The sequence below is a fragment of the Streptomyces sp. NPDC087859 genome, assembly GCF_044742595.1.
GTDB lineage: Bacteria > Actinomycetota > Actinomycetes > Streptomycetales > Streptomycetaceae > Streptomyces > Streptomyces canus_F.
Genome location: NZ_JBIUUU010000018.1, coordinates 159974 through 178895 on the forward strand (window position 1 = coordinate 159974; position 18922 = coordinate 178895).

An 18922-nucleotide genomic window follows, 5' to 3' on the forward strand; every position below is an offset into this window, starting at 1 on the left:
GTCCCGGTCCCGGTCAGAGCGCCGACGGGGAGCCGACGCTGTTCTTCAGCGCCAGCACCAGTTGGGGACTGAGCGCGCTGCCCGCCCGATTGGCGAACAGCGTCATCTCGTAGGCGATGTTGCCCAGCTTGGCCTCCTTGTCGGTGACCACGCCGAGGACGGCGCCGCTGCCGATGGCGGAGACCAGGACGTGGCCGCCCTCCAGGTCGATGATGACCTTGTTGAGGCCGCCCAGGCCGTAGTTGCCGGACGCGCCGGCGGCCAGGCTGGTGATGCCGGAGACGATCGCCGCGAGGCGCTCGGAGTCCGCGTGCTCACGCAGTTCGGAGACCGCGATGAGCAGTCCGTCCGAGGAGACGGCGATGGCGTCCACGACGCCCGCGGTCTCGGTGGCGAAACGATTCAACAGCCAGGTGAAGTCGGCTGCCGCGGCCTTCAGTTCGGCCGGTGTGTTTCCCGTCGGAGTATCACCTGTCGACGTACTCACTGCTCCGCTCCTTCCGGGAGGTGGTTCTGGTCGTGCTTGCGGGGGGTCTGGTGCGGTTCCGTGTCGCTGTCGCGGTGGGCGCGTTCCACGGCGGCCTCGAACTCCTCGAGGGCGCTGCGGACGGCGTCCGCGTCGGCGGGGCGAGGTGCCTGGCGGGTGCTCGTGGGGGCCGCGTCGGCCGTGGTGCGCAGGGTGGCTCCGCGGACGCGGCGGCGCAGGGGGCGGGCGGCGCCGGGGGCGTCGTCGGCGGGTGCCGGTTCCTCGGCGCGGGCCTTGGGGATGAAGGGCAGGCCGTCCTCCGGAGCGGCCGGGTCCCCCTCGCGGCGCACCCGGCGGGGGAGGGGCCCGTCGTGCTCGTCGGCGGGGACCGGCGGGCGGGGGCCGGAGTCGTCCGTGGCCGCCGCCGGTGTGGTCGGTGCCGCCGCCCGCACCGCGGCCGCCGTCAGCAGCAGCGACTGCGGGAGGGTCACCTCGGCCGTGACACCGCCGCCCGGGGTGCGGGACAGGGCGACGTCGATGTCCCAGCGGCGCGCCAGCGAGCCGACCACGAAGAGGCCGAGCACCTTCGAGGGCACCAGGTCCAGACGCTCACGGCGGACGATACGGGCGTTCTCCTCGTCGAGCCGCTCGGGGTCCATGCCCAGGCCGTGGTCCGCGACCACGATCGCCGCGCCCTCGGCCGAGTTCTGCACGAACACCTCGACGGGGCTGTCCGCGGGCGAGAACGCCACGGCGTTCTCCACGAGTTCGGCCACCATCAGGGTCAGGTCGCCGATGATGTCGGGCGCCACCGCGACCTCGGTCCGCGCGAGCAGCTGGACCCGCTGGAAACCCTCGATCTGGCCGAGCGCGGCCCGTACGACGTTGGTCAGCGCGATCGGCCCGGCGTCCAGGACGGTCTCGCGGATGCCGGCGAGGAGCATCAGGCTGTCGGCGTTGCGGCGGAGCCGGACGGCGATGTGGTCGATGCTGTAGAGGCGTTCGAGGAGTTCCGGGTCGGTCTCGCCGCGCTCCACCGCGTCGATCAGGGCCAGCTGCCGGGTGGTCAGGTTGCTGACCCGGCGGCCGACGTTGCCGAACATCTCGGCGACGTTGCGGCGGCTGAGCACCTGACGCTCCAGGAGTGCGACCGCGGTGGTCTGCACGTGGTTGAAGGCCTCGGCGAGATCGCCGATCTCGTCGCGTGCCGTGGCCGGCATCTCCCGCAGCCGCGCCGGGCGGTCGTCCTCGGCGTCGTCGTCGGCCACCCGGGCGAGCTCGCGCTCGGCGTCCTCGGCGACCTGCTGCGCGGCGTGCGTGAGGGCCTGGACCGGGCGGACCACGGAGCGGCGTACGACCACCGAGAACGCGAGCCAGATGACGAAGCCGAGCAGGGCGAGGCCCAGCAGCAGGACGGCGTTGCGCAGCGCCTCGTCGGAGGCGCGGTCGGCGCGGTCGGCGATCTGGTCGATCAGCGAGGTGGTGATCCCCAGCCGGATCGCGGCCTGCTTGCGGTAGGAGGGGTACGAATCGAGCGACGTCTCGAACTTCCGGCGGATCTCGGCGGGGGAGTCGGCCTGCAGGGAGCTGGGGTCGATCTGGAGCTCGGCGAACTGCCGGTTGATCGCGGCCTGCGGACTGTTGTGCTCGATCTTGGCGAGCTGCTCCGTCTGCTCCTCGGTGGCGAACCGCGCGAACCGGTCGGCCTGGTGGGTGTACTCGTCGTAGGAGCCGATCGCGCCGATGAACTCGATGAGCGCGTTCGAGTCACCGGTCGTCGCGGAGAACACACCGGTCTCGAAGGCACTGTGGGCGGCGTCGGCGCGCAGCAGGGAGTCGAGCAGGTTGCCGGTGAAGGTGGTCGCCAGGGCCGTGTTGCGGTCCAGGCCGAGGCCGTCGATCAGGCCCTTGGCGGCACTGGCGTAGGCGGGGTCGATGTTGTCGGCGGGCAGATACGCCTGCTCGATGGTGTTGCGCAGGCTCTCCAGGCCCTCGATCTCCCGCAGTGCCCGGGCCTCGTCGGCGGGGAGCCGGTCACCGAAGGCCTCGCGGACCTCCTCGACCTGGTCGTCCACCGCCACCTGCGCCTTGCGGTACGGGGCCTGGGAGGGGGTGCCGCCGTCGTTGGTGGCCTCGTGCCGAACGGAGAGCAGGATGGCCTGCTGGTGCTCGGCCTCCAGCCGGTCCACCAGCGTGGCGACCTCAGTGCTGGTGCGCACGAGCCGTGCCGCGTCGGCCGCCTCCGAGGACTGCTGGACCTGGTCGGTGATGAGGTAGGCGAGCAGTACCGCGACCACCGTCAGCGGGACGCCGACCAGCACGTTCAGCTTGTGCCGGAACGGCCGGCGATCGGCGAAGCCTCGTATGCCACCCGGGGCCGAAGGCGGGGCCGACTCGCTCGTGGACACCAGGCCTCCTTCATGGGGGATGACGGCGCGCGAAGACGTCACGTGACCGATTCTGATCGTGTCGGAAGGTGTCGAAATGCACCAATGGGGCACCGGCACGCCAGTGTGTCCGAACGCCAACGACCCGGAGACTACCGTCTCTTCGGAAGATCGATCATGCCACCCTGAGTCAAGAATCCGTTACAACGGGACGGCGCCTGGGTGACGGGCCACGGGCGCCTTTTCACAACCGGTCGGGCATTGACGCCAATTGGTGACCAGGCTGCACTTGACTGAGTGAGAACTGGCTGGATTGGATCAGGTCAGAGCTTGTTTCTCATCAGCCCACACAGCCCGGAACGGGAATCGTGACTTCCAACGCCCCACGCAGCAGGTCCATCCGGAAGCATCCCGGCGTAGCCGCCGTAGCGCTCGCCGCCGCCGCGGCCCTGCTGGCGGGATGCGGCTCCTCCGACGACACCTCCGACCCGCTCAAGGAGGACAAGGGGGGCGGCAGCGGCGACACCGTCGTCGTCGGCTCCAACAACTTCGCCGAGAGCATCCTCCTCGCCGACATCTACGGCGAGGCCCTCAAGGCCAAGGGCATCAAGGTCAGCTACAAGCCCAACATCGGCAGCCGCGAGACCACTTACGGCCTGCTGAAGAACGGCTCCATCACCGTCCTGCCCGAGTACAACGGTTCCCTGCTGTCCTACCTCGACCCCAAGGCCGAGCAGAAGACGGCCGAGGCGGTGAACGCCGCGGTGAAGACGAAGCTCGACAGCAAGCTGACGCTGCTGGAGTCGTCGCCCGCCGAGGACAAGGACTCCGTCAGCGTCAACGCGGCGACCGCGAAGAAGTACAACCTCACCGCGGAATCCACACTCGCCGACCTCAAGGACGCCGCGCCCGAGCTGGTCATCGGCGGTTCGCCCGAGTTCCAGACCCGGCAGCAGGGCCTGCTCGGCCTGAAGTCCGTGTACGGCCTGGAGTTCAAGTCCTTCAAGGCGCTCGACGCGGGCGGCCCGCTGACCCAGGCGGCGCTGACGAAGAACACCGTGCAGGCCGCGGACATCTTCACCACCGACCCGACCATCACCAAGGAGAAGTTCGTCGTCCTGAAGGACCCGGAGAACCTCTTCGGCTTCGCGAACGTGACTCCGCTGGCCTACAAGTCCGGCCTCACCCAGGAGGGCGTGGACGCGCTCAACGCGGTCTCCGCCAAGCTGGACACAAAGACGCTCCTGGACCTCGACTCCCAGGTTCAGCTCGACAACAAGGACCCGCTGGACGTCGCCCAGGCCTGGCTGAAGTCGGCCGGACTGTCCTGACGCCCCACCTCGCACACCACGGACGAACCGGCGCGGGTGCCCTCCGACACGGAGGGCACCCGCGTTGTCCTTCGGCGGAGTCGTAGCCCGCTACGGGACCGCGGTGGCGATCAACTGGTCGATGAGAGCGATCAGTACGTCCCGGGAGGACTCGCGGTCACGCGCGTCGCAGAGCAGGACCTGGACATGGTCCGGCAGGGCGAGCGCGTCGCGGATCTCGTCGGGCGGGTAGGGGTGGTCGCCGTGGAAGCCGTTGACGCCGACGACGAAGGGGATGCCCCGGCGTTCGAAGAAGTCGATCGCGGCGAAGCTGGACTCCGGGCGGCGGACGTCGACGAGGACGACGGCACCCAGGGCGCCCAGCGCCAGGTCGTTCCACATGAACCAGAACCGCTGCTGGCCGGGGGTCCCGAAGAGATAGAGGATCAGATCCCGGCTGATCGTGATACGGCCGAAGTCCAGGGCCACGGTGGTGGCCTGCTTCTCCTCGATACCGTGCAGGTCGTCGATGCCCAGGCCCGCCGCGGTCAGTGACTCCTCGGTGCGCAGCGGGGCGATCTCGCTGACCGAGCCGACCATGGTGGTCTTGCCGACGCCGAACCCTCCGGCGATCAGGATCTTGACCGTGTCGGGTGCCGGCCGGGCGATGGTGTCAGAGTCGGTCAAGACCGTCCCTCACTTTCTGCAGCAGATCCGGGTCGACGCCGGCGGCGACCGGATGCGGCGGGCGGACCGTGATGCGGCCCGCTTCCAGCAGGTCGCAGAGCATGATGACGATCACGCTCATCGGAAGGTCGAGCAGAGCGGCGAGTTCCGCGACGGCGATCGGCTCGGCACACCGGCGCAGGATGCGCTGGTGCTCGGGCTGCGGTCGAGGGGCCCGGACCGGTGGCGGGTCCACCGCGGTCACCGTCGAGATGAGGGTGAAGTCGGCGCGGCTGGGGCGGGTGCGTCCGCCGGTCAGGGCGAACGGCCGTACGAGACGGCCCGCCGTATCGCCTCCGCTCACCTCACGCGCCGGAGTCGGCGGTGGGGCCGACGCCTGCCCGCGGTGCGGCGCTGAGGTGCTCGCCGATCTTCTTCACGAGCATGTTCATCTGGTACGCGACCACACCGACGTCGGCGCCCTGGTTGGTGAGGACGACGAGGTGGGCGCCGGGGCCGGCGGAGGTGAGGATCAGATAGCTGTGCGCCATCTCGATCAGCGCCTGCCGCACCGGGCCACCGCGGAAGTCCATGCTGACGCCCTTGCTGAGACTCATGAGCCCGGACGCGGTCGCGGCGAGCCGCTCGGCGTCGTCACGCAGGAACCCGGTCGACTTGCTGACGACCAGCCCGTCCTCGGACAGCACGACGGCGTGGTTCACCTCGGCGACCCGCTCCACGAGTCCGGTCAGCAGCTGGTCGAGCTGGGTGTGGGTGGCGGGGGTGGGGCGTGTCATGAGGACGTCCTTCGTCGGCGGGGGCGGCGGCGGGGTGGGCAGGGCGGCGGTCGGGATGCGGAGGTCAGCGGTCGGCGGGGGCGTCCGTGCCGGTGGCCGGGGTCTGGGGGCCGGGGGTGTCCGGTGTGGTTGTTTCCTCCTGACCGTACGGCGCTTCGGTGAGGGCGGAGGGCCGGGGGTGCGGGTTTTCCGGATCCTGGCCGTCCGGCGCCTCGGCCTCCTCGCCCCGTGCGCGGAACGTGCCGCGCTGGAAGCCGGCGAGTGAGGAGGCGGCGCGCTCCGCGGTGAACTCCTCACCGGAGCCGTCCTGTTCGACGGGCGCGGCGTCCTCGCGGAGCTCGACGGCGAGGCTGGTCTGGGGGACACGGCGGGGAAGCGGGGCCACGCCCGGGCGGCGCCCCGGGTGTCCGACCTCGCCCGCACGACCCGCGTCACCGGGGACCCTGAGCCCTCCCGGCCGACCGGTCTCACCCGCGCGGGAGTGCTCCGAGTCGTCCTGTGCGCCTCGTCGCCGCGCGGGCAACGGCGGGACAGGCGTCTCGGCGTCCCGCCCCTGCCCAGGAGCCTCCGTGGCCGCACCGTGCTTCGCACTGGGCGTGCCGACCTCTGTGCTGCCGTGCCGGGCGGCGATTCCGGTGTCGGAGTCGGGCAGTTCAGCCGCCCCCAAGGGTGTACTCCGTGACCCATCGGCATCGGCGTTCGTCTGTTCAGGAGCCTGCGCGGTCGCACCCTGCCCGGTACCGGGCTCGGCGATGAGAGCGGTGTCCCCCCGGACAGCGACTGTCGTGTCGGCGTGGGTCGGTTCAGGGCCCGCCGCGGCGGGTCCGTCGGTGTGGGGGACCGGGCCTCCCGGCCCGATGCGGGTCCGGCCCGCGGACGTGCCCCAGGTCGTGCCCGGCCCGGTCGCCTCCCCCGTACCCGGCGCATCGGTACCCGGGACGTCGCGTACCACGATCTCCTGCGGCAGCAGCACGATCGCCGTCGTGCCACCGTACGGCGACGGGCGCAGGGTGACCGCTATGCCGTGGCGGGTGGCGAGGCGGCCGATGACGAACATGCCGAGACGGAGGTCGTCGGCGAGGGCGACCACGTCGAACTTCGGGGGCACCGCCAACTGGGAGTTGAGGGAGGCGTAGTCCTCCTCCGACATGCCGAGGCCACGGTCCTCCACCTCGACGGCCAGGCCCTTGGCGACCGACGAGGCCTGCACCGTGACCGGTGCCGGCGCGGGCGAGTACACGGTCGCGTTGTCGATGAGCTCGGCCAGCAGATGGATCACGTCGGCCACCGCGGGCGGCGCGAGATACACGTCCTCCTCGGTGTGCACCTCCACCCGCTGGTACTCGGCGACCTCGCCCACCGCACTGCGCAGGATGTCGATCAGCGCGACCGGCTCCTGCCAGCTGCGCCCCGGCCGCTCACCGCTGATGACGACGAGATTCTCCTCGTACCGCCGCAACTGGCTTGCCGTGGAGTCCAGTTCGTACAGTCCCTTGAGGACCTCGGGGTCGGTGTGCCGGCGCTCCAGGGCGTCGAGCTTGGTGAGCTGGAGGTTGACCAGGTTCTGGCTCTGCCGGGCGATGCCGAGGATCACCTTCTGGAAGCCGCGCCGGGTGTCGGCGAGTTCGATCGCCGTGTGCACCGCCGTACGCTGCGCCTTGTTGAACGCCCGTGCCACCGCGCCGAGTTCGTCCCCGCCGTAGTCCAACGGCGGGGCCGCGAGATCCGCGTCGACCTTCTCACCGCGCTCCAGCCGCGACACCACGTCGGGCAGCCGTTCCTCGGCGAGGCTCAGCGTGGCCTCCCGCAGGCCGTGCAGCCGCCGGGACAGGGAGCGGGTGATCCGCCAGGACATGCCGACGCACACCAGCAGTCCGAACAGCCCGCCCGCACTCAGCGAGGCGGCGGTGAGCAGCAGACTGTCCGCCTTGTCCGCGCTGCGGTCGAGGAGCCCGGCCGTCTGGTCCTGGATCAGCCGGGTGTACGCGGCGGCGACCTCGTCCAGCGCGGCGGTCCACTTCTTCTGCGCGTCGGGCAGCACGACCTTGCCGTCGGTGGCCCTCGTCCGTGCGGCGAGCACCTGGTCCTCGATGTCCGTCAGGGTCCGCCACTCGGGGCTCTGCAGGATCCGTTCGGTCTGTGTCTTCGCGCTGCCGCTCAGCTGCGGGACGATCTGGTCCTCGACGAGCCACCGGTGGGCGTCGACCAGCTGCGCGAACCCGATCCACTCCTTCTCGCCGAGATGCCCGGTCGGCCAGGCCAGGGTGAGCCGCGCGTCCTCCTGCGAGACCAGTTCCGCCGCGTGCTCCAGCGCGACCAGCGGTCCGGCCTGCGAGGTGAGGTCGCCGTCGTCGACCTGGGAGAGCTCCTGGAAGGCGTGGATCTGGTCGTCGATGATCGAGCTGTACTGGTCCAGCACCTGGGCGGGGGTGATGTCGGTCGGGTCGTCGACCTGGTTCCGGTAGTACTCCAGGCTGCCCACCGATCCGAGCACGGAGTACAGCTGGTCCGAGATACGCGACGGCGCCTCGGCGATCGCGTCGGACTGCCCGACCAGCTTGGCGACCGCCCGGTCCGTCTCCGCGCGCTGCGCGTCCAGCGCGACCCGGGAGCCGCCAGGAGAGGCCAGCAGGGCCGCCGACAGACTGCGTTCGCGCTGGAGGGCGAGCGTCGCGTCGGTGCCCATGGCGCCGGTCGACTGGCTCAACTCGGTCTGTCCGCGCAGCCGCAGGCCCTCGGTGAACATCTGCGTCGTCGTCACACCCCACAGGGCGGTGAGCGTGACGCTGGGCACCAGGGCCAGCAGGATCAGGGAGAGACGTATGGAGCCGAGACGGCGCCGGGCACCTGTCCGTGGAGACATTCGTCGTCCTAGGCGATGAGCAGGGAGGGGGGCGGGAGAAGGAAGGGGAGGTGAGATTTCCTGCCGGTCAGCGTGTGCCGTTGGCCGCGAACCTCGCCACCGCGTCCACGTTCGCCTTCGTCACGAACGCCGGACCGGTGAGGACGGGGGCCACCCCGCCGCCGCTGACGTTGCCGTTGGTCCGGTACAGCCACAGCGAGTCGACCGCGAGGTACCCCTGGAGGTAGGGCTGCTGGTCCACGGCGAACTCCACGGCACCGCTCTCGACCGCCTTCACCAGGTCCTTGTTGAGATCGAACGTGGCGACGCGCGCCTTGCTGCCCGCGTCCTTCACCGACGCGACCGCGGTGAGCGCGAACTGCGCGCCGTTCGTGACGACTTCGTCGACCGTCGGGTCCTGCCGCAGCTGGGCCGTGATCGCGGCGGCGACGGCCTTGGTGTCGGTGCCCTCCACATAGAGGTTCTCCATCTCGCCGCCGAAGGTCTTCTTCACCCCGGCGCAGCGGGCCTCCAGGGCGACGTTGCCGCGCTCGTGGATCACACAGAGCGCGTGTCGGGCGTGGAGGTCGTCCAGCTTGTCGCCGACGGCCCGGCCGGCCACGCTCTCGTCCTGGCCGAAGAACTCCAGCAGCCCGCCGGACTGCCAGGAGTCGATACCGGAGTTGAGGCCGACCACGGGGATACCGGCCGCCTTGGCGGCGGCGACGGGTCCCCGCATCGCCTGTGGTTTGGCGAGGGTCAGCGCGATGCCGTCCACCTTCTCGCGGACCGCGTCACGCACCAGTTCGGCCTGTCCGGCGGCGTCGGGGTCGCCGGCGTAGGTCAGCTCGATGCCGTCCTTGGCGGCGGCCGCCTCGGCGCCCTTCTGCACCAGGTCCCAGAAGGTGTCGCCCTCGGGGGCGTGTGTGATCAGGGCGATCCTGAGCCCGGCTCCGCCCGCCTTGCCGGCGGAGTCCGACGTGTCACCGGATGCGGAGCAGCCGGCCGCGAGCAGACAGACGGCGGCGGCCAGGGCGGCAACGCGTCTGGGGGAGACGGGAGGTGGGGGAGGAGTGATCATGATGGTGCGGCACCTCGCTGTGCGGCCGAGCTGGAGGAACGGCGAGAGGGAGCACCCGGTGAACGTTCGAAGTGTTGTACGCCGTCCGGGTGACTCTCGCTCGCCGGAGCCAATCGCGTGAGGCCGTCGATAGTCAAGTGAGCAGCGACTTTATGTGAGTTGTCGGTGCCGCTTCGTGATGTTCAGGTGCGGACCAGCCGTAAAGCGTGGGGACTCTGTGGCGAAGGGACACGGCCCGTTCGTGGAAGGGGTCACGGCTTGCGGCCCACCGCCCCGTACATCGCGATGTCCTCGTCCCGGATCGTCTCCGTGTCCGTGGCGTCCGGGTGCCACTTGTGGACCTGGACGATCCCGGGGGCGACGAGGTCGAGGCCCGCGAAGAACTCGGCGGCCTCGGGGTGGGTGCGCAGCCGCATCGGCATGTCGCGGGCCGCGTACTCACGGGCGACGCGGCCGACCTCCTCGGGGGCGAACTCGGCGGTGCCGATGGACATGGCCAGGTAGCTGCCGGAGGGCAGCGGTTCGAGGAGCCGGCGGACGATGCCCACGGCGTCGTGCTCGTCCAGCATGAAGTGGACGATCGCGATGACCGTCAGCGCGACCGGCTCGCCGGGATCGAGGGTCTCGCGGAACTGCGGGGAGTCGAGGATGGCCGCCGGGTCGCGCATGTCCGCCTCGACGTACGACGTCCTGCCCTCCGGTGCGCTGTTCAGCAGGCCCTCGGAGAGCGCGAGGACCAAGGGGTCGTTGTCGACGTAGACGACGCGTGCGTCGGGGGCCGCCGACTGGGCGATCTCATGGATGTTCGGCGAGGTGGGGATGCCGGAGCCGATGTCCAGGAACTGCCGTATCCCCGCCTCCGCGGCGAGCCACCGCACGGCCCGGTTCATCCAGTCGCGGTTGGCCCGCATGTGCACGGGCAGCGCGGGCCACTCGCGGCACATGGCGTCGCCCGCCTCGCGGTCGGCGGGGTAGTGGTCCTTGCCGCCGAGGATGTAGTCGTAGATCCGAGCGGCGTGCGCGGTCTCGGTGTCGATGCGGTCGGTGGGCCGTCCGTCGGCGGGCAATGTGCCCCTCCTGTCGCGAGGAATACGAGTTCAGGGTTCAACTTGCCATCAAAAGCAGGGTAGTTGTGCGCCCGCGCGAGAATTCCCGGTCCTCGGTGCCTTCGACGGGACGCATCCTCGATCCCCGGCCGCGGCGTCATCCGTACGTCAGGTTCGAGCAGGGATCGTCGTCCGCGGACCGCGCGCCGTCCGCGACCTCGGTGGGTACGGCCGTCGGTGTCGCCGTGGGGGCGGCGGCGTACGACCGGCCGAGTACGACGCTGATCCCGGACCCCGTGACGGACTCCAGCTCGGCACCCGGGAAGGCCTCGGCGACGGTACGGGCCCGGGACAGCTCGCCGGGCCCGTACTCGACCGACGTGCCGGTGTGGTCCTGCGTGGCCGCCGTCGCCGTACCGGTGACCGTGAACCCGTCCGACGTGAGCGTCGCGGCGGCCCGTGCGGCCAGGCCGGTCACCGTGGTGCCGTTGTAGACGGAGACGCCGATCCCGGCCCCGGAGACGGGCGAGGCGGAGGCGGTCGCCGCTTTCTGCTTCCCACCCGCGTTCTTGCCGTCGATCGTGCGGTCCGCCTTGAGCGTGGCGAACAGCTCGCTCGCGTCCGGCTGCACGACCGCGACGCGCGACCCCTCGTACCGCCAGGGCACGGTCACGAACTTGGTGTTGTGCAGGTCGATGTCCTTCAGTGCCATGGCGAAGGAGATGAGCTTGTCGGCCGTGCCCAGTCCCGGGTCGACGGTCAGCGACTTCGTGGCCGCGTCGGCGAGCGGCAGCAGCCTGGTCGGGGTGAGGCCCCGGCTCTTCACCTCCTTGAGCAGACTGGCCACGAACGCCTGCTGGCGCTTGATGCGGCCGATGTCGGAGCCGTCCCCGATGCCGTGCCGGATCCGGACGTAGTCCAGCGCCTTCTGCCCGGAGACGGTTTGCTCGCCCTTCGTGAAGAGCCGCTTGCCCGGAGTCGTGCGGTGGGGGTTGAGGTCGTTCTGGTAGACGTCCTGGGGGAGGCAGACCTTCACCCCGCCCACCACCTCCGTCAGCCGGGCGAAGCCCTTGAAGTCGACGACGACGGTGTGGTCCACGCGCAGCCCGGTCAGCTGCTCGACGGTGTTCTGGGTGCAGGCCGGGTTGCCCTTGGCGGTGTCGCCGACGGAGTAGGCGGCGTTGAACATGGTGTCGGTCTGTGTCTTCGTCCAGCTGCCGTCGGGGAGCTTGCACGGCGGGATGGCCACCAGGGTGTCGCGGGGGATGGAGACCGCGAGGGCGTGCCGGTGGTCGGCGTAGATGTGCAGCAGGAACGTGGTGTCGGAGCGCCCGATGTCGTCCTTGTCGCCGCCGCCGAGCTTGTCGTTGCCGTCGGTGCGGGCGTCGGAGCCGATCAGCAGGACGTTCTCGCCCTTCTGGGAGGCCGCGTCGGGGCGGTGGTCGGAGAGGCCGCCCGAGTCGAAGGTGCTGATGTCGCCGTTCAGCTTGAGATAGAGCCAGCCGGCACCGGCGGTCGCGAGCACCAGCACGGAGAGGCAGACCAGCAGCGCGAGACGTATCCGGCGGCCCCGGCGACGCGCGGACCGGCGGCGGCCGCTCTGCCTGTGCCGCGGGGGTGCGGGCCTTCCCGTGCTGGTGATCGTCATGCGCGCCCTCTTGCGTATTGCTACATATTGCGGGGGTTTGTCATGTTCGCCCTGAGTTGTACAGTTGCGCACCACAGCAACCGTCATCCGACGGGCGGCCGGGGCAAGTGTGCTCGACCGACGTAAGAGTGAGTTGAGAACGCCGAGGAAAGAGGTCGCGGCCGTGCTCCGTAACGGACTGGAACCCTGGCACCTGCTGATCGTGGCGATAGTCGTCATCGTGCTGTTCGGCTCGAAGAAGCTGCCCGACACCGCACGAGCGCTCGGCAGGTCCATGCGCATCCTCAAGAGCGAGGCGAAGGCGCTGAAGGACGACGACACCACGGCCCCGGAGTCACCGGCCGGCCCGCAGGCGGCAGGCCCCACGACCTGACCCGGGACGTCCCCCGGACAACCGCCGACCGGCACCGGCCCCCCTGCGGCGGCGCACCGGGCAGCGTCGCCGCCTACGGCGACGTACCGGTCCAGGATCGCCTCACCCCGCGCGAACCAGCTCACCCTGAGGTCCACCCGGCAGGTCCAGTGCCAGGTCCGTCGCGCCCCGGCGCGGTGCCGCGGGGAGCGGTCGCCACCGCGTGCCGCTCGGGATCACGGTCCGCGCCGGTGTCGCCGCACGGACCGGCCCGACCCCTCCGGGCGTCCCGGCATGTCCACTGCCAGGTGCGGCATGCCCTTACCGCGGTGCGCCGGTGAGCGACCCGCGACGCTGCGCCGGTCCCAGCGGCGGCCCGCGGTGTGTGCCGCCCGGATCGGGCCTCGCCCGCGCGGAGCGGCTCCGCCCTTCCGGTCCGTACGGCGCCGGCCGGCCTCGGCGTGCCGCGGAGGCGATGCACCCCCACCACGGGACGTTCCGCCGACCAGCCCTCCATGAACGAACTCCCCCTGAAACACCGGCTGTTCGTCCCGCGCATCAAGTGGTCGGGGTGAACAGCCGGTGGCTCAGAGGGAGTCGGTGGTGGAGCGGGGTCAGGCGGGCTGCCCTTTGGCAGTGCCCTGGAGCGCGGCCGCCCGTGCGGCCTTGCGGCGCTTGCGGCGGCTCACACGCGGCTCCTGGTCCGGCAGCCAGCCGAAGGTCATGCAGCTGCCGACGACACCGAGCAGGAGCCCGATGAAGAAGCCGCCCAGGTTGGAGGTGAGCCAGGTGCCCAGGGTGAGCAGAACCCCGGTGATCGAGTAGAAGAGGCGCTGGGTGGGGTTGAACAGGATGAGCAAACCCAGCACCACCATGAGCGCCGGCAGAAGATAGCCGGCCAGCCCCTGCATGCCGATGTGCATGATGACCTTCAGCGAGGCCTTCTCGGTGAGCAGGATCCAGGCGCCGCCCAGGGTGAGCAACAGCCCGCCCCAGAACGGACGGTCGGCCCGCCAGGCACGGAAGGCCGACCGCACTCCGGTTCGTGGAGTTGACGTGTCCGACATCAGCAACCCGTGCTGCTGAAGCTGAGCTTGAGACCGGGAAGCTTGAACACCGCTGCCGTGGTCGCGTAGTTGGTCTGCCGCAGATTGGCGATGCGCACGGTGTCGGACTGCTGGCTGAAGACGCCGATCGGGCCCTTGACCCCGGCCTTGGTGAGCGTGCTGGCGTCGTTGCCGATCTCGATGTTGGTGAAGGACGCGTCGCCCGTCAGCTCCGTCGAGTCGGTGGTCAGGTCGGTCGCCGTCACCTTCTGCGATCCGCTGCCCGCCTTGATGAGCAGGTTGGTGCCGCCGAGGTCGACGCTCTGGCACAGGCTGTCGAGGGTCGCGCTCTTGATCGCGGAGGTCACGACCAGCACCTGCCCCCCGGTGTCACCCTCGTTGGGGCTGCCCGGCGCCATGTTGTCGAGTCCGCCGAACTGCTCGAACCCGGTGCCGTTCAGCTCCTTGGCGGTGACCGTGAACGGCATCCCGGAGATCGCGAACTGCACGCCCAGCGCGCCCTCCGCGGTGAGAACCGCGAGCGTCGCGGCGACCAGCGTGGCCGGCACCGCCATCACGGCGGCCCGGCGGGCCCGGACCCGTCCGCGTCTGACGGGGTCGGGCGAGGAACCGCTTTCCGGGTTCTCGGGGGTGTTGTCGGCGGACGACGAGACGTCCGAGGACGAGGCCATGTCTGCTCCCAGGTGCATAGAAAGTGCGGTCTGGCATCTCACTGGCACGTTGTCCTGGCGCGGACAGCGCATGCGGCGCGACCCCCTCACAACTCCCGGCGGGCGCAAGGGCTTTCTCGCTACTCCGCAGTAGCCGCTGAGGAAGTTACCCGGGGTTACTTTCGAGGGTCAAGGGAGTTGTGAAAAAAGGGTGCCGGTTGTGCCCCACCTGTGCGTCAAGGGATTCCAGTGTCCCGGCAAAGCCATTGAACGATCGTCAACTGCCGTGTTTTTCCTTGACGTTGACTGACCATCAGGTCTACAACTCTCACTGCTCACCCGGATCCGTGGCGCCGGATCCGCCACGCGGCACTGCCCGCGTCTCCCGGACGTCCTGTCCGCTCCGGGCACCTCCTGTGCCCGCTTCCTCCCAGGCACCCACACGGTCACTTCCCCCCTCGGTCCGTGCCGAGTGCCTTTTCGCCCGGCCCGGCCGGAGGCCACCCCACGGTTCTCCGGCCGTTCACCGGCCGGCTGCCGTTGCCGGTCCGTCACGTACGGAGAAGGCGTGACGGGCCGGTGACGGCGGACGCCGTATCGCGTCCTCGCACCCCTTTCAGACCCCCCACCTCGGAAAAGAGGCACCCCCGCATGCGTACGCGAACCCTGCTCACCCTCACCGCCGCCCTCGCCGCCTTCACCCTCCCGGCGATCTCCCCGGCGTCGGCCGCCGACAACGTCCTCACCACCGGATCCGCGGCCGGCGACGCCGTCGCCGACGGCGCCACGCTCACCGCACCCCTGGCGAGCGGTACCACGGCCACGCTCTACTCCAGCGCGACCGGCACCACGGGCATCACCTGCACCACCTCGCAGTTCACCGCGACGGTCGACAGCAACCCGGCCGCTCCCGGTACGGCCTCCGAGTCGCTCACCGGGCACACCTTCAGCAACTGCACCTCGAACAACGTGGGTGTGCTCGGCGTCACCAGCGTCACGGTCAACAACCTGACGTACACCACCACCGTGGCCTCCGACGGCACCGTCACCGTGGCGCCGGGGAGTGCCGGGGCCATCCAGACCACCGTCGTGCTCCGGACCCTGCTGGGCAGCGTCACCTGTGTCTACCAGGCGACGAACGGCAGCCTGACCGGCGCGGCCTCCAACACTGACAACAGCATCCAGTTCGCCAACCAGCAGTTCACCAGGAGCTCCGGCTCCTCGCTCTGCCCGAGCAGCGGCTTCTGGACCGCGAAGTACGCCCCGGTCGCCACCTCCGACGGCGCGGCGGTCTTCGTCAACTGACCTTCGCGCGCACGGCGTTCAGCGTCGACGCAGACGCAGCGCCAGGGCGGCGCCCCCGGTGATCACCAGCACCGCGGCGGCGCCGCCCGCCACGAGCGGGGACGAAGGGCCGGAGTCCGCGGTGGGAGTGGAGGCCACCGGAGTGGTGTCGGGGCTCGCCTTCGACGGCGTCGGCGCAGGTGTCGCCGTCCGGGGCTCGGCGCTCGGCGAGGTGCTCGCGGAGGTCTTCGCGCCCGCGGTGACGGACGGCGAGGGCGAAGGCGTACTCGGCTCCTTCGTCTTCTCTTCTTTCGCGTTCTCCTTCGCGGCCGCCGGGAACACCACGTCGGAACACGAGTAGTAGGTGTCCGGCGTACTGCTGTTCTGCCAGATCGTGTACAGCACATGGCGACCGGTCCGGTCGGCGGGCAGCTTCGCCGGCAGGCGGTACGCGCCGCCCGTCAACGCCGGGTCCTTGACCTCGGCGAAGGGCTGCGAGGGCAGGTCGGACCAGGTGAGCGGCTGCGACGGGTCGTAGCCGGGCTTGGTCAGGAACATCTTGAACGTGCCGGTGTGCGGGATCGTCGAGGCGTACGTCATTGTCATCGACGCGCCCGGCGTGAGGCGCGTCGCCGGCCAGTCGGTGCGGGTCAGGTCGAGGCCCTTGTAGGCCGGCAGGCCGCCACTGCACAGCTCGCCGTCGGGAACGGTCTGCCGGTCGCGGCCGTTCACGTTCGCGATCCGCAGGTTGTCCCAGGCGGCGAAGGAAGTGCCGTTCGCGGCGACGGCGGCGCGGCACGCCGCCGTGCCCGAACGTTCGCCGCCCTCGGGGGAGCAGGCGTAGGCGCGGCTCACCGGGTCCGTCGGCGCTCCGTGCGCCTGCGCCGGACCCGCCGCCCAGACGGTCAGCAGCAGCGGGGCGGCGGCGGTGGTCGCCAGAACGGTGCGGTATGCGGTCATCCGGGGCATCCGGAACGTCTCCTCGGCCGACACGGGAACGGTTTGCTCCCGTGCAGTACGGAAACCGGGCCCGGCGCGTTCAGTGCGGGACAGCAGGGGGTGAAAGGGTTCATTCCCCCTCAACTCCTCGACGACGAGGGTGTGTTTCCCGCCGGATCGAGGGTTTCCCCTGTATTCACATGACCTTCCCTTTGCCTATCGTTCGACCACAGCCGAACCACAGGTAACCCCTTCGACAGTTCGGCTCACGCGCCCAGGGGTGTCTGCCGGCCCCCGCGGCGTGCCGGACGCCGCTCCTCCTTCCGCGGTGGACCGGCAGGCACCCCCTGCCCGGCCCCCGCGCCGCTTTTCGATCTACCCCCCGCCGCTTCACCGACGAAGCGATCAGACCGCCGCTCCGCGCTGCCCGGAGACGGCTACGAAAGGCAAGCCCTTGCGTACCTCCCCCTCCCTGCGACGGAAGCTGGTCTCCGTCGCCGCGGTCTCCGCCGCGCTGTTCTCGGCCGCCGGTACCACCGTGGCCGTGGCCCAGGAGTCCGCCCCGCAGGCCGCCGCCGTCCCCACCGCGCAGACCGAGGCCGCCCCCGGCATCGCGGCCGAGCGCCTCATCGTCGGCTACAAGTCCGGTGCCACCGAGGCCAAGTCGAACAAGGCCGCCGAGGCCGACGCCGCCGCCAAGGGCAAGGAGACCGGCGAGGACGTCGACTTCCAGCGCCGCCTCGGCACCGGTGCCGCCCTCGTCGACCTGGGCGCGGACCTGACCCGCACCGATGTCGCCGACGTGGTCGCCGAGTACAAGGCCGACCCGCAGGTCGCCTACGTCGTACCGGACCGCCTGAACACGCCGCAGGCCGACCCGAACGACACCGAGTACGCCAAGCAGTGGGACCTCTTCGAGTCCACGGCCGGCATGAACGTCCCCGGCGCCTGGAACACCACCACCGGCTCCGGCGTCACCGTCGCCGTCATCGACACCGGCTACGTCGCCCACACCGACCTCGCCGCGAACATCGTCGCCGGTTACGACTTCATCGCCGACACTGCCGTCTCCGTCGACGGCAACGGCCGCGACAGCAACCCGGCCGACCCCGGTGACTACTACGCGGCCAACGAGTGCGGCTCCGGTATCCCCGCGTCCAGCTCCTCCTGGCACGGCACGCACGTGGCCGGCACCATCGCCGCCGTCACCAACAACAGCAAGGGCGTCGCGGGCATCGCCTACGGCGCGAAGATCTCCCCGGTCCGCGTCCTCGGCAAGTGCGGCGGCTACGACTCCGACATCATCGACGCCATCACCTGGGCGTCCGGCGGCACCGTCTCCGGCGTGCCCGCCAACACCAATGTCGCCAAGGTCATCAACATGAGCCTGGGCGGCGACGGTGCCTGCACCACCGCGACCCAGAGCGCCATCACCGCCGCCGTGAACCGCGGCACCGTCGTCGCCGTCGCCGCGGGCAACGACAACGACAACGTGGCGAACCACTCGCCCGGCAACTGCAACAACGTCATATCCGTCGCCGCGACCAGCCGCACCGGCGCCAAGGCGTCGTACTCCAACTACGGTTCCCTGGTCGACATCTCGGCCCCCGGCGGCCAGACCAGCACCGGCACCGCCAACGGCATCCTGTCGACGCTGAACTCCGGCGCCACGACGGCGTCCACCGAGAGCTACGCCTACTACCAGGGCACCAGCATGGCCACCCCGCACATCGCGGGCCTCGCCGCGCTGCTGAAGTCGGCCAACTCCTCGCTGACCCCGGCCCAGATCGAGACCGCGATCAAGAACAACGCCCGTGCGCTGCCGGGTGCTTGCTCGGGCGGCTGCGGCGCGGGTCTCGCGGACGCGGCGAAGACGGTCGCGGCCGTGAGCGGCGGTACGAGCACGGGGACGACGTTCTCCAACACCACCGCCGCGTCCATCCCGGACAACGGCTCGGCGATCGAGTCCTCCATCGCGGTCACCGGCCGCACCGGCAACGCCCCCTCGGCCCTCCAGGTCGCGGTGGACATCACCCACACCTACCGCGGTGACCTGGTGGTCAGCCTCGTCGCCCCGGACGGCACGGTGTACACCCTGAAGGCCGCGAGCTCCTCGGACTCCGCGGACAACGTCAACACCACGTACACCGTGAACGCTTCGAGCGAGACGGCCAACGGCACCTGGAAGCTGCGCGTCCAGGACACCGCCGCGCAGGACACGGGCACGCTCAACAGCTGGAAGCTGACCTTCTGAGCCTCACGGGCTCGAACTCTCCGAGCGCGCCCTGAGCAGGCGGGCCGGCCGGTGCGGATGGGCACCGGCCGGCCCGCCTTTTCCGTGCCGTCCGCCCGTTTTCTCCTGTCGGAGCCCGCGGTACGCGCACAAG

At 70.6% G+C, this 18922-nt stretch carries 16 protein-coding genes; 4 read left to right on the plus strand and 12 right to left on the minus strand.

What is annotated here, in order from left to right:
• Window positions 1-13 precede the first annotated feature (13 nt).
• Both ACIOHP_RS37295 and ACIOHP_RS37300 read right to left on the minus strand, forming a co-directional pair.
• Complete coding sequence (locus ACIOHP_RS37295) at window positions 14-487, minus strand: roadblock/LC7 domain-containing protein (RefSeq protein ID WP_046263351.1); 474 nt, start codon at window positions 485-487, stop codon at window positions 14-16.
• On the minus strand, window positions 484-2874 hold the full coding sequence (locus ACIOHP_RS37300; RefSeq protein ID WP_401894343.1) for an ATP-binding protein: 2391 nt from the start codon (window positions 2872-2874) through the stop codon (window positions 484-486). The genes ACIOHP_RS37295 and ACIOHP_RS37300 overlap by 4 nt, the downstream gene beginning before the upstream one ends.
• Before the next feature lie 347 nt (window positions 2875-3221).
• Here ACIOHP_RS37300 and ACIOHP_RS37305 point away from each other — a divergent pair, with 347 nt between their 5' ends.
• Window positions 3222-4184, plus strand: a complete 963-nt coding sequence (locus ACIOHP_RS37305; protein ID WP_361548120.1) for an ABC transporter substrate-binding protein — start codon at window positions 3222-3224, stop codon at window positions 4182-4184.
• A 90-nt stretch (window positions 4185-4274) separates the two neighbouring features.
• On the opposite strand, the gene ACIOHP_RS37310 is transcribed toward ACIOHP_RS37305, so the two are convergent.
• From ACIOHP_RS37310 to ACIOHP_RS37340, 7 genes are all read right to left on the minus strand, one after another.
• A complete protein-coding gene (locus ACIOHP_RS37310; protein ID WP_401894345.1) occupies window positions 4275-4850 on the minus strand; it encodes a GTP-binding protein in 576 nt (191 codons plus the stop codon).
• On the minus strand, window positions 4837-5193 hold the full coding sequence (locus ACIOHP_RS37315) for a DUF742 domain-containing protein (protein ID WP_361548126.1): 357 nt from the start codon (window positions 5191-5193) through the stop codon (window positions 4837-4839). Before ACIOHP_RS37315 ends, ACIOHP_RS37310 begins: the two co-directional genes overlap by 14 nt.
• Before the next feature lies 1 nt (window position 5194).
• Entirely contained in the window at window positions 5195-5626 is a 432-nt protein-coding gene (locus ACIOHP_RS37320) for a roadblock/LC7 domain-containing protein (protein ID WP_046263356.1), read from the minus strand.
• 64 nt (window positions 5627-5690) lie between these two features.
• Window positions 5691-8489 (minus strand): nitrate- and nitrite sensing domain-containing protein, encoded by a 2799-nt coding sequence (locus ACIOHP_RS37325; protein ID WP_401894349.1) that lies wholly within the window; start codon window positions 8487-8489, stop codon window positions 5691-5693.
• Window positions 8490-8556: 67 nt separating this feature from the next.
• The gene (locus ACIOHP_RS37330) at window positions 8557-9549 is read right to left on the minus strand and encodes a substrate-binding domain-containing protein (RefSeq protein WP_401894351.1); all 993 of its coding nucleotides are present in this window, start codon (window positions 9547-9549) and stop codon (window positions 8557-8559) included.
• 251 nt (window positions 9550-9800) lie between these two features.
• Entirely contained in the window at window positions 9801-10616 is an 816-nt protein-coding gene (locus ACIOHP_RS37335; protein WP_401894353.1) for an SAM-dependent methyltransferase, read from the minus strand.
• Window positions 10617-10752: 136 nt separating this feature from the next.
• Window positions 10753-12243 (minus strand): LCP family protein, encoded by a 1491-nt coding sequence (locus ACIOHP_RS37340; protein ID WP_401894355.1) that lies wholly within the window; start codon window positions 12241-12243, stop codon window positions 10753-10755.
• Between the two features lie 163 nt (window positions 12244-12406).
• Between ACIOHP_RS37340 and tatA the strand changes: the two genes are divergently transcribed.
• Window positions 12407-12616, plus strand: coding sequence for a Sec-independent protein translocase subunit TatA (tatA, locus tag ACIOHP_RS37345; protein ID WP_401894356.1), 210 nt, complete (start codon window positions 12407-12409; stop codon window positions 12614-12616).
• A gap of 593 nt (window positions 12617-13209) precedes the next feature.
• Here the strand turns inward: tatA and ACIOHP_RS37350 are convergent.
• Both ACIOHP_RS37350 and ACIOHP_RS37355 read right to left on the minus strand, forming a co-directional pair.
• Window positions 13210-13662, minus strand: coding sequence for a DUF6114 domain-containing protein (locus tag ACIOHP_RS37350; RefSeq protein WP_361548145.1), 453 nt, complete (start codon window positions 13660-13662; stop codon window positions 13210-13212).
• Window positions 13662-14333, minus strand: coding sequence for a DUF6230 family protein (locus tag ACIOHP_RS37355; RefSeq protein WP_351678028.1), 672 nt, complete (start codon window positions 14331-14333; stop codon window positions 13662-13664). The genes ACIOHP_RS37350 and ACIOHP_RS37355 overlap by 1 nt, the downstream gene beginning before the upstream one ends.
• Window positions 14334-14963: 630 nt before the next feature.
• Here ACIOHP_RS37355 and ACIOHP_RS37360 point away from each other — a divergent pair.
• Window positions 14964-15617: a Tat pathway signal sequence domain protein gene (locus ACIOHP_RS37360; protein ID WP_361548151.1), complete on the plus strand. Its 654-nt coding sequence runs from the start codon at window positions 14964-14966 to the stop codon at window positions 15615-15617.
• A gap of 18 nt (window positions 15618-15635) precedes the next feature.
• Here ACIOHP_RS37360 and ACIOHP_RS37365 read toward each other — a convergent pair whose 3' ends face one another.
• The gene (locus tag ACIOHP_RS37365) at window positions 15636-16565 is read right to left on the minus strand and encodes a lytic polysaccharide monooxygenase (RefSeq protein ID WP_401894358.1); all 930 of its coding nucleotides are present in this window, start codon (window positions 16563-16565) and stop codon (window positions 15636-15638) included.
• Between the two features lie 424 nt (window positions 16566-16989).
• Between ACIOHP_RS37365 and ACIOHP_RS37370 the strand changes: the two genes are divergently transcribed.
• Window positions 16990-18789 (plus strand): S8 family peptidase, encoded by a 1800-nt coding sequence (locus tag ACIOHP_RS37370; protein WP_401894360.1) that lies wholly within the window; start codon window positions 16990-16992, stop codon window positions 18787-18789.
• Window positions 18790-18922: the final 133 nt, after the last annotated feature.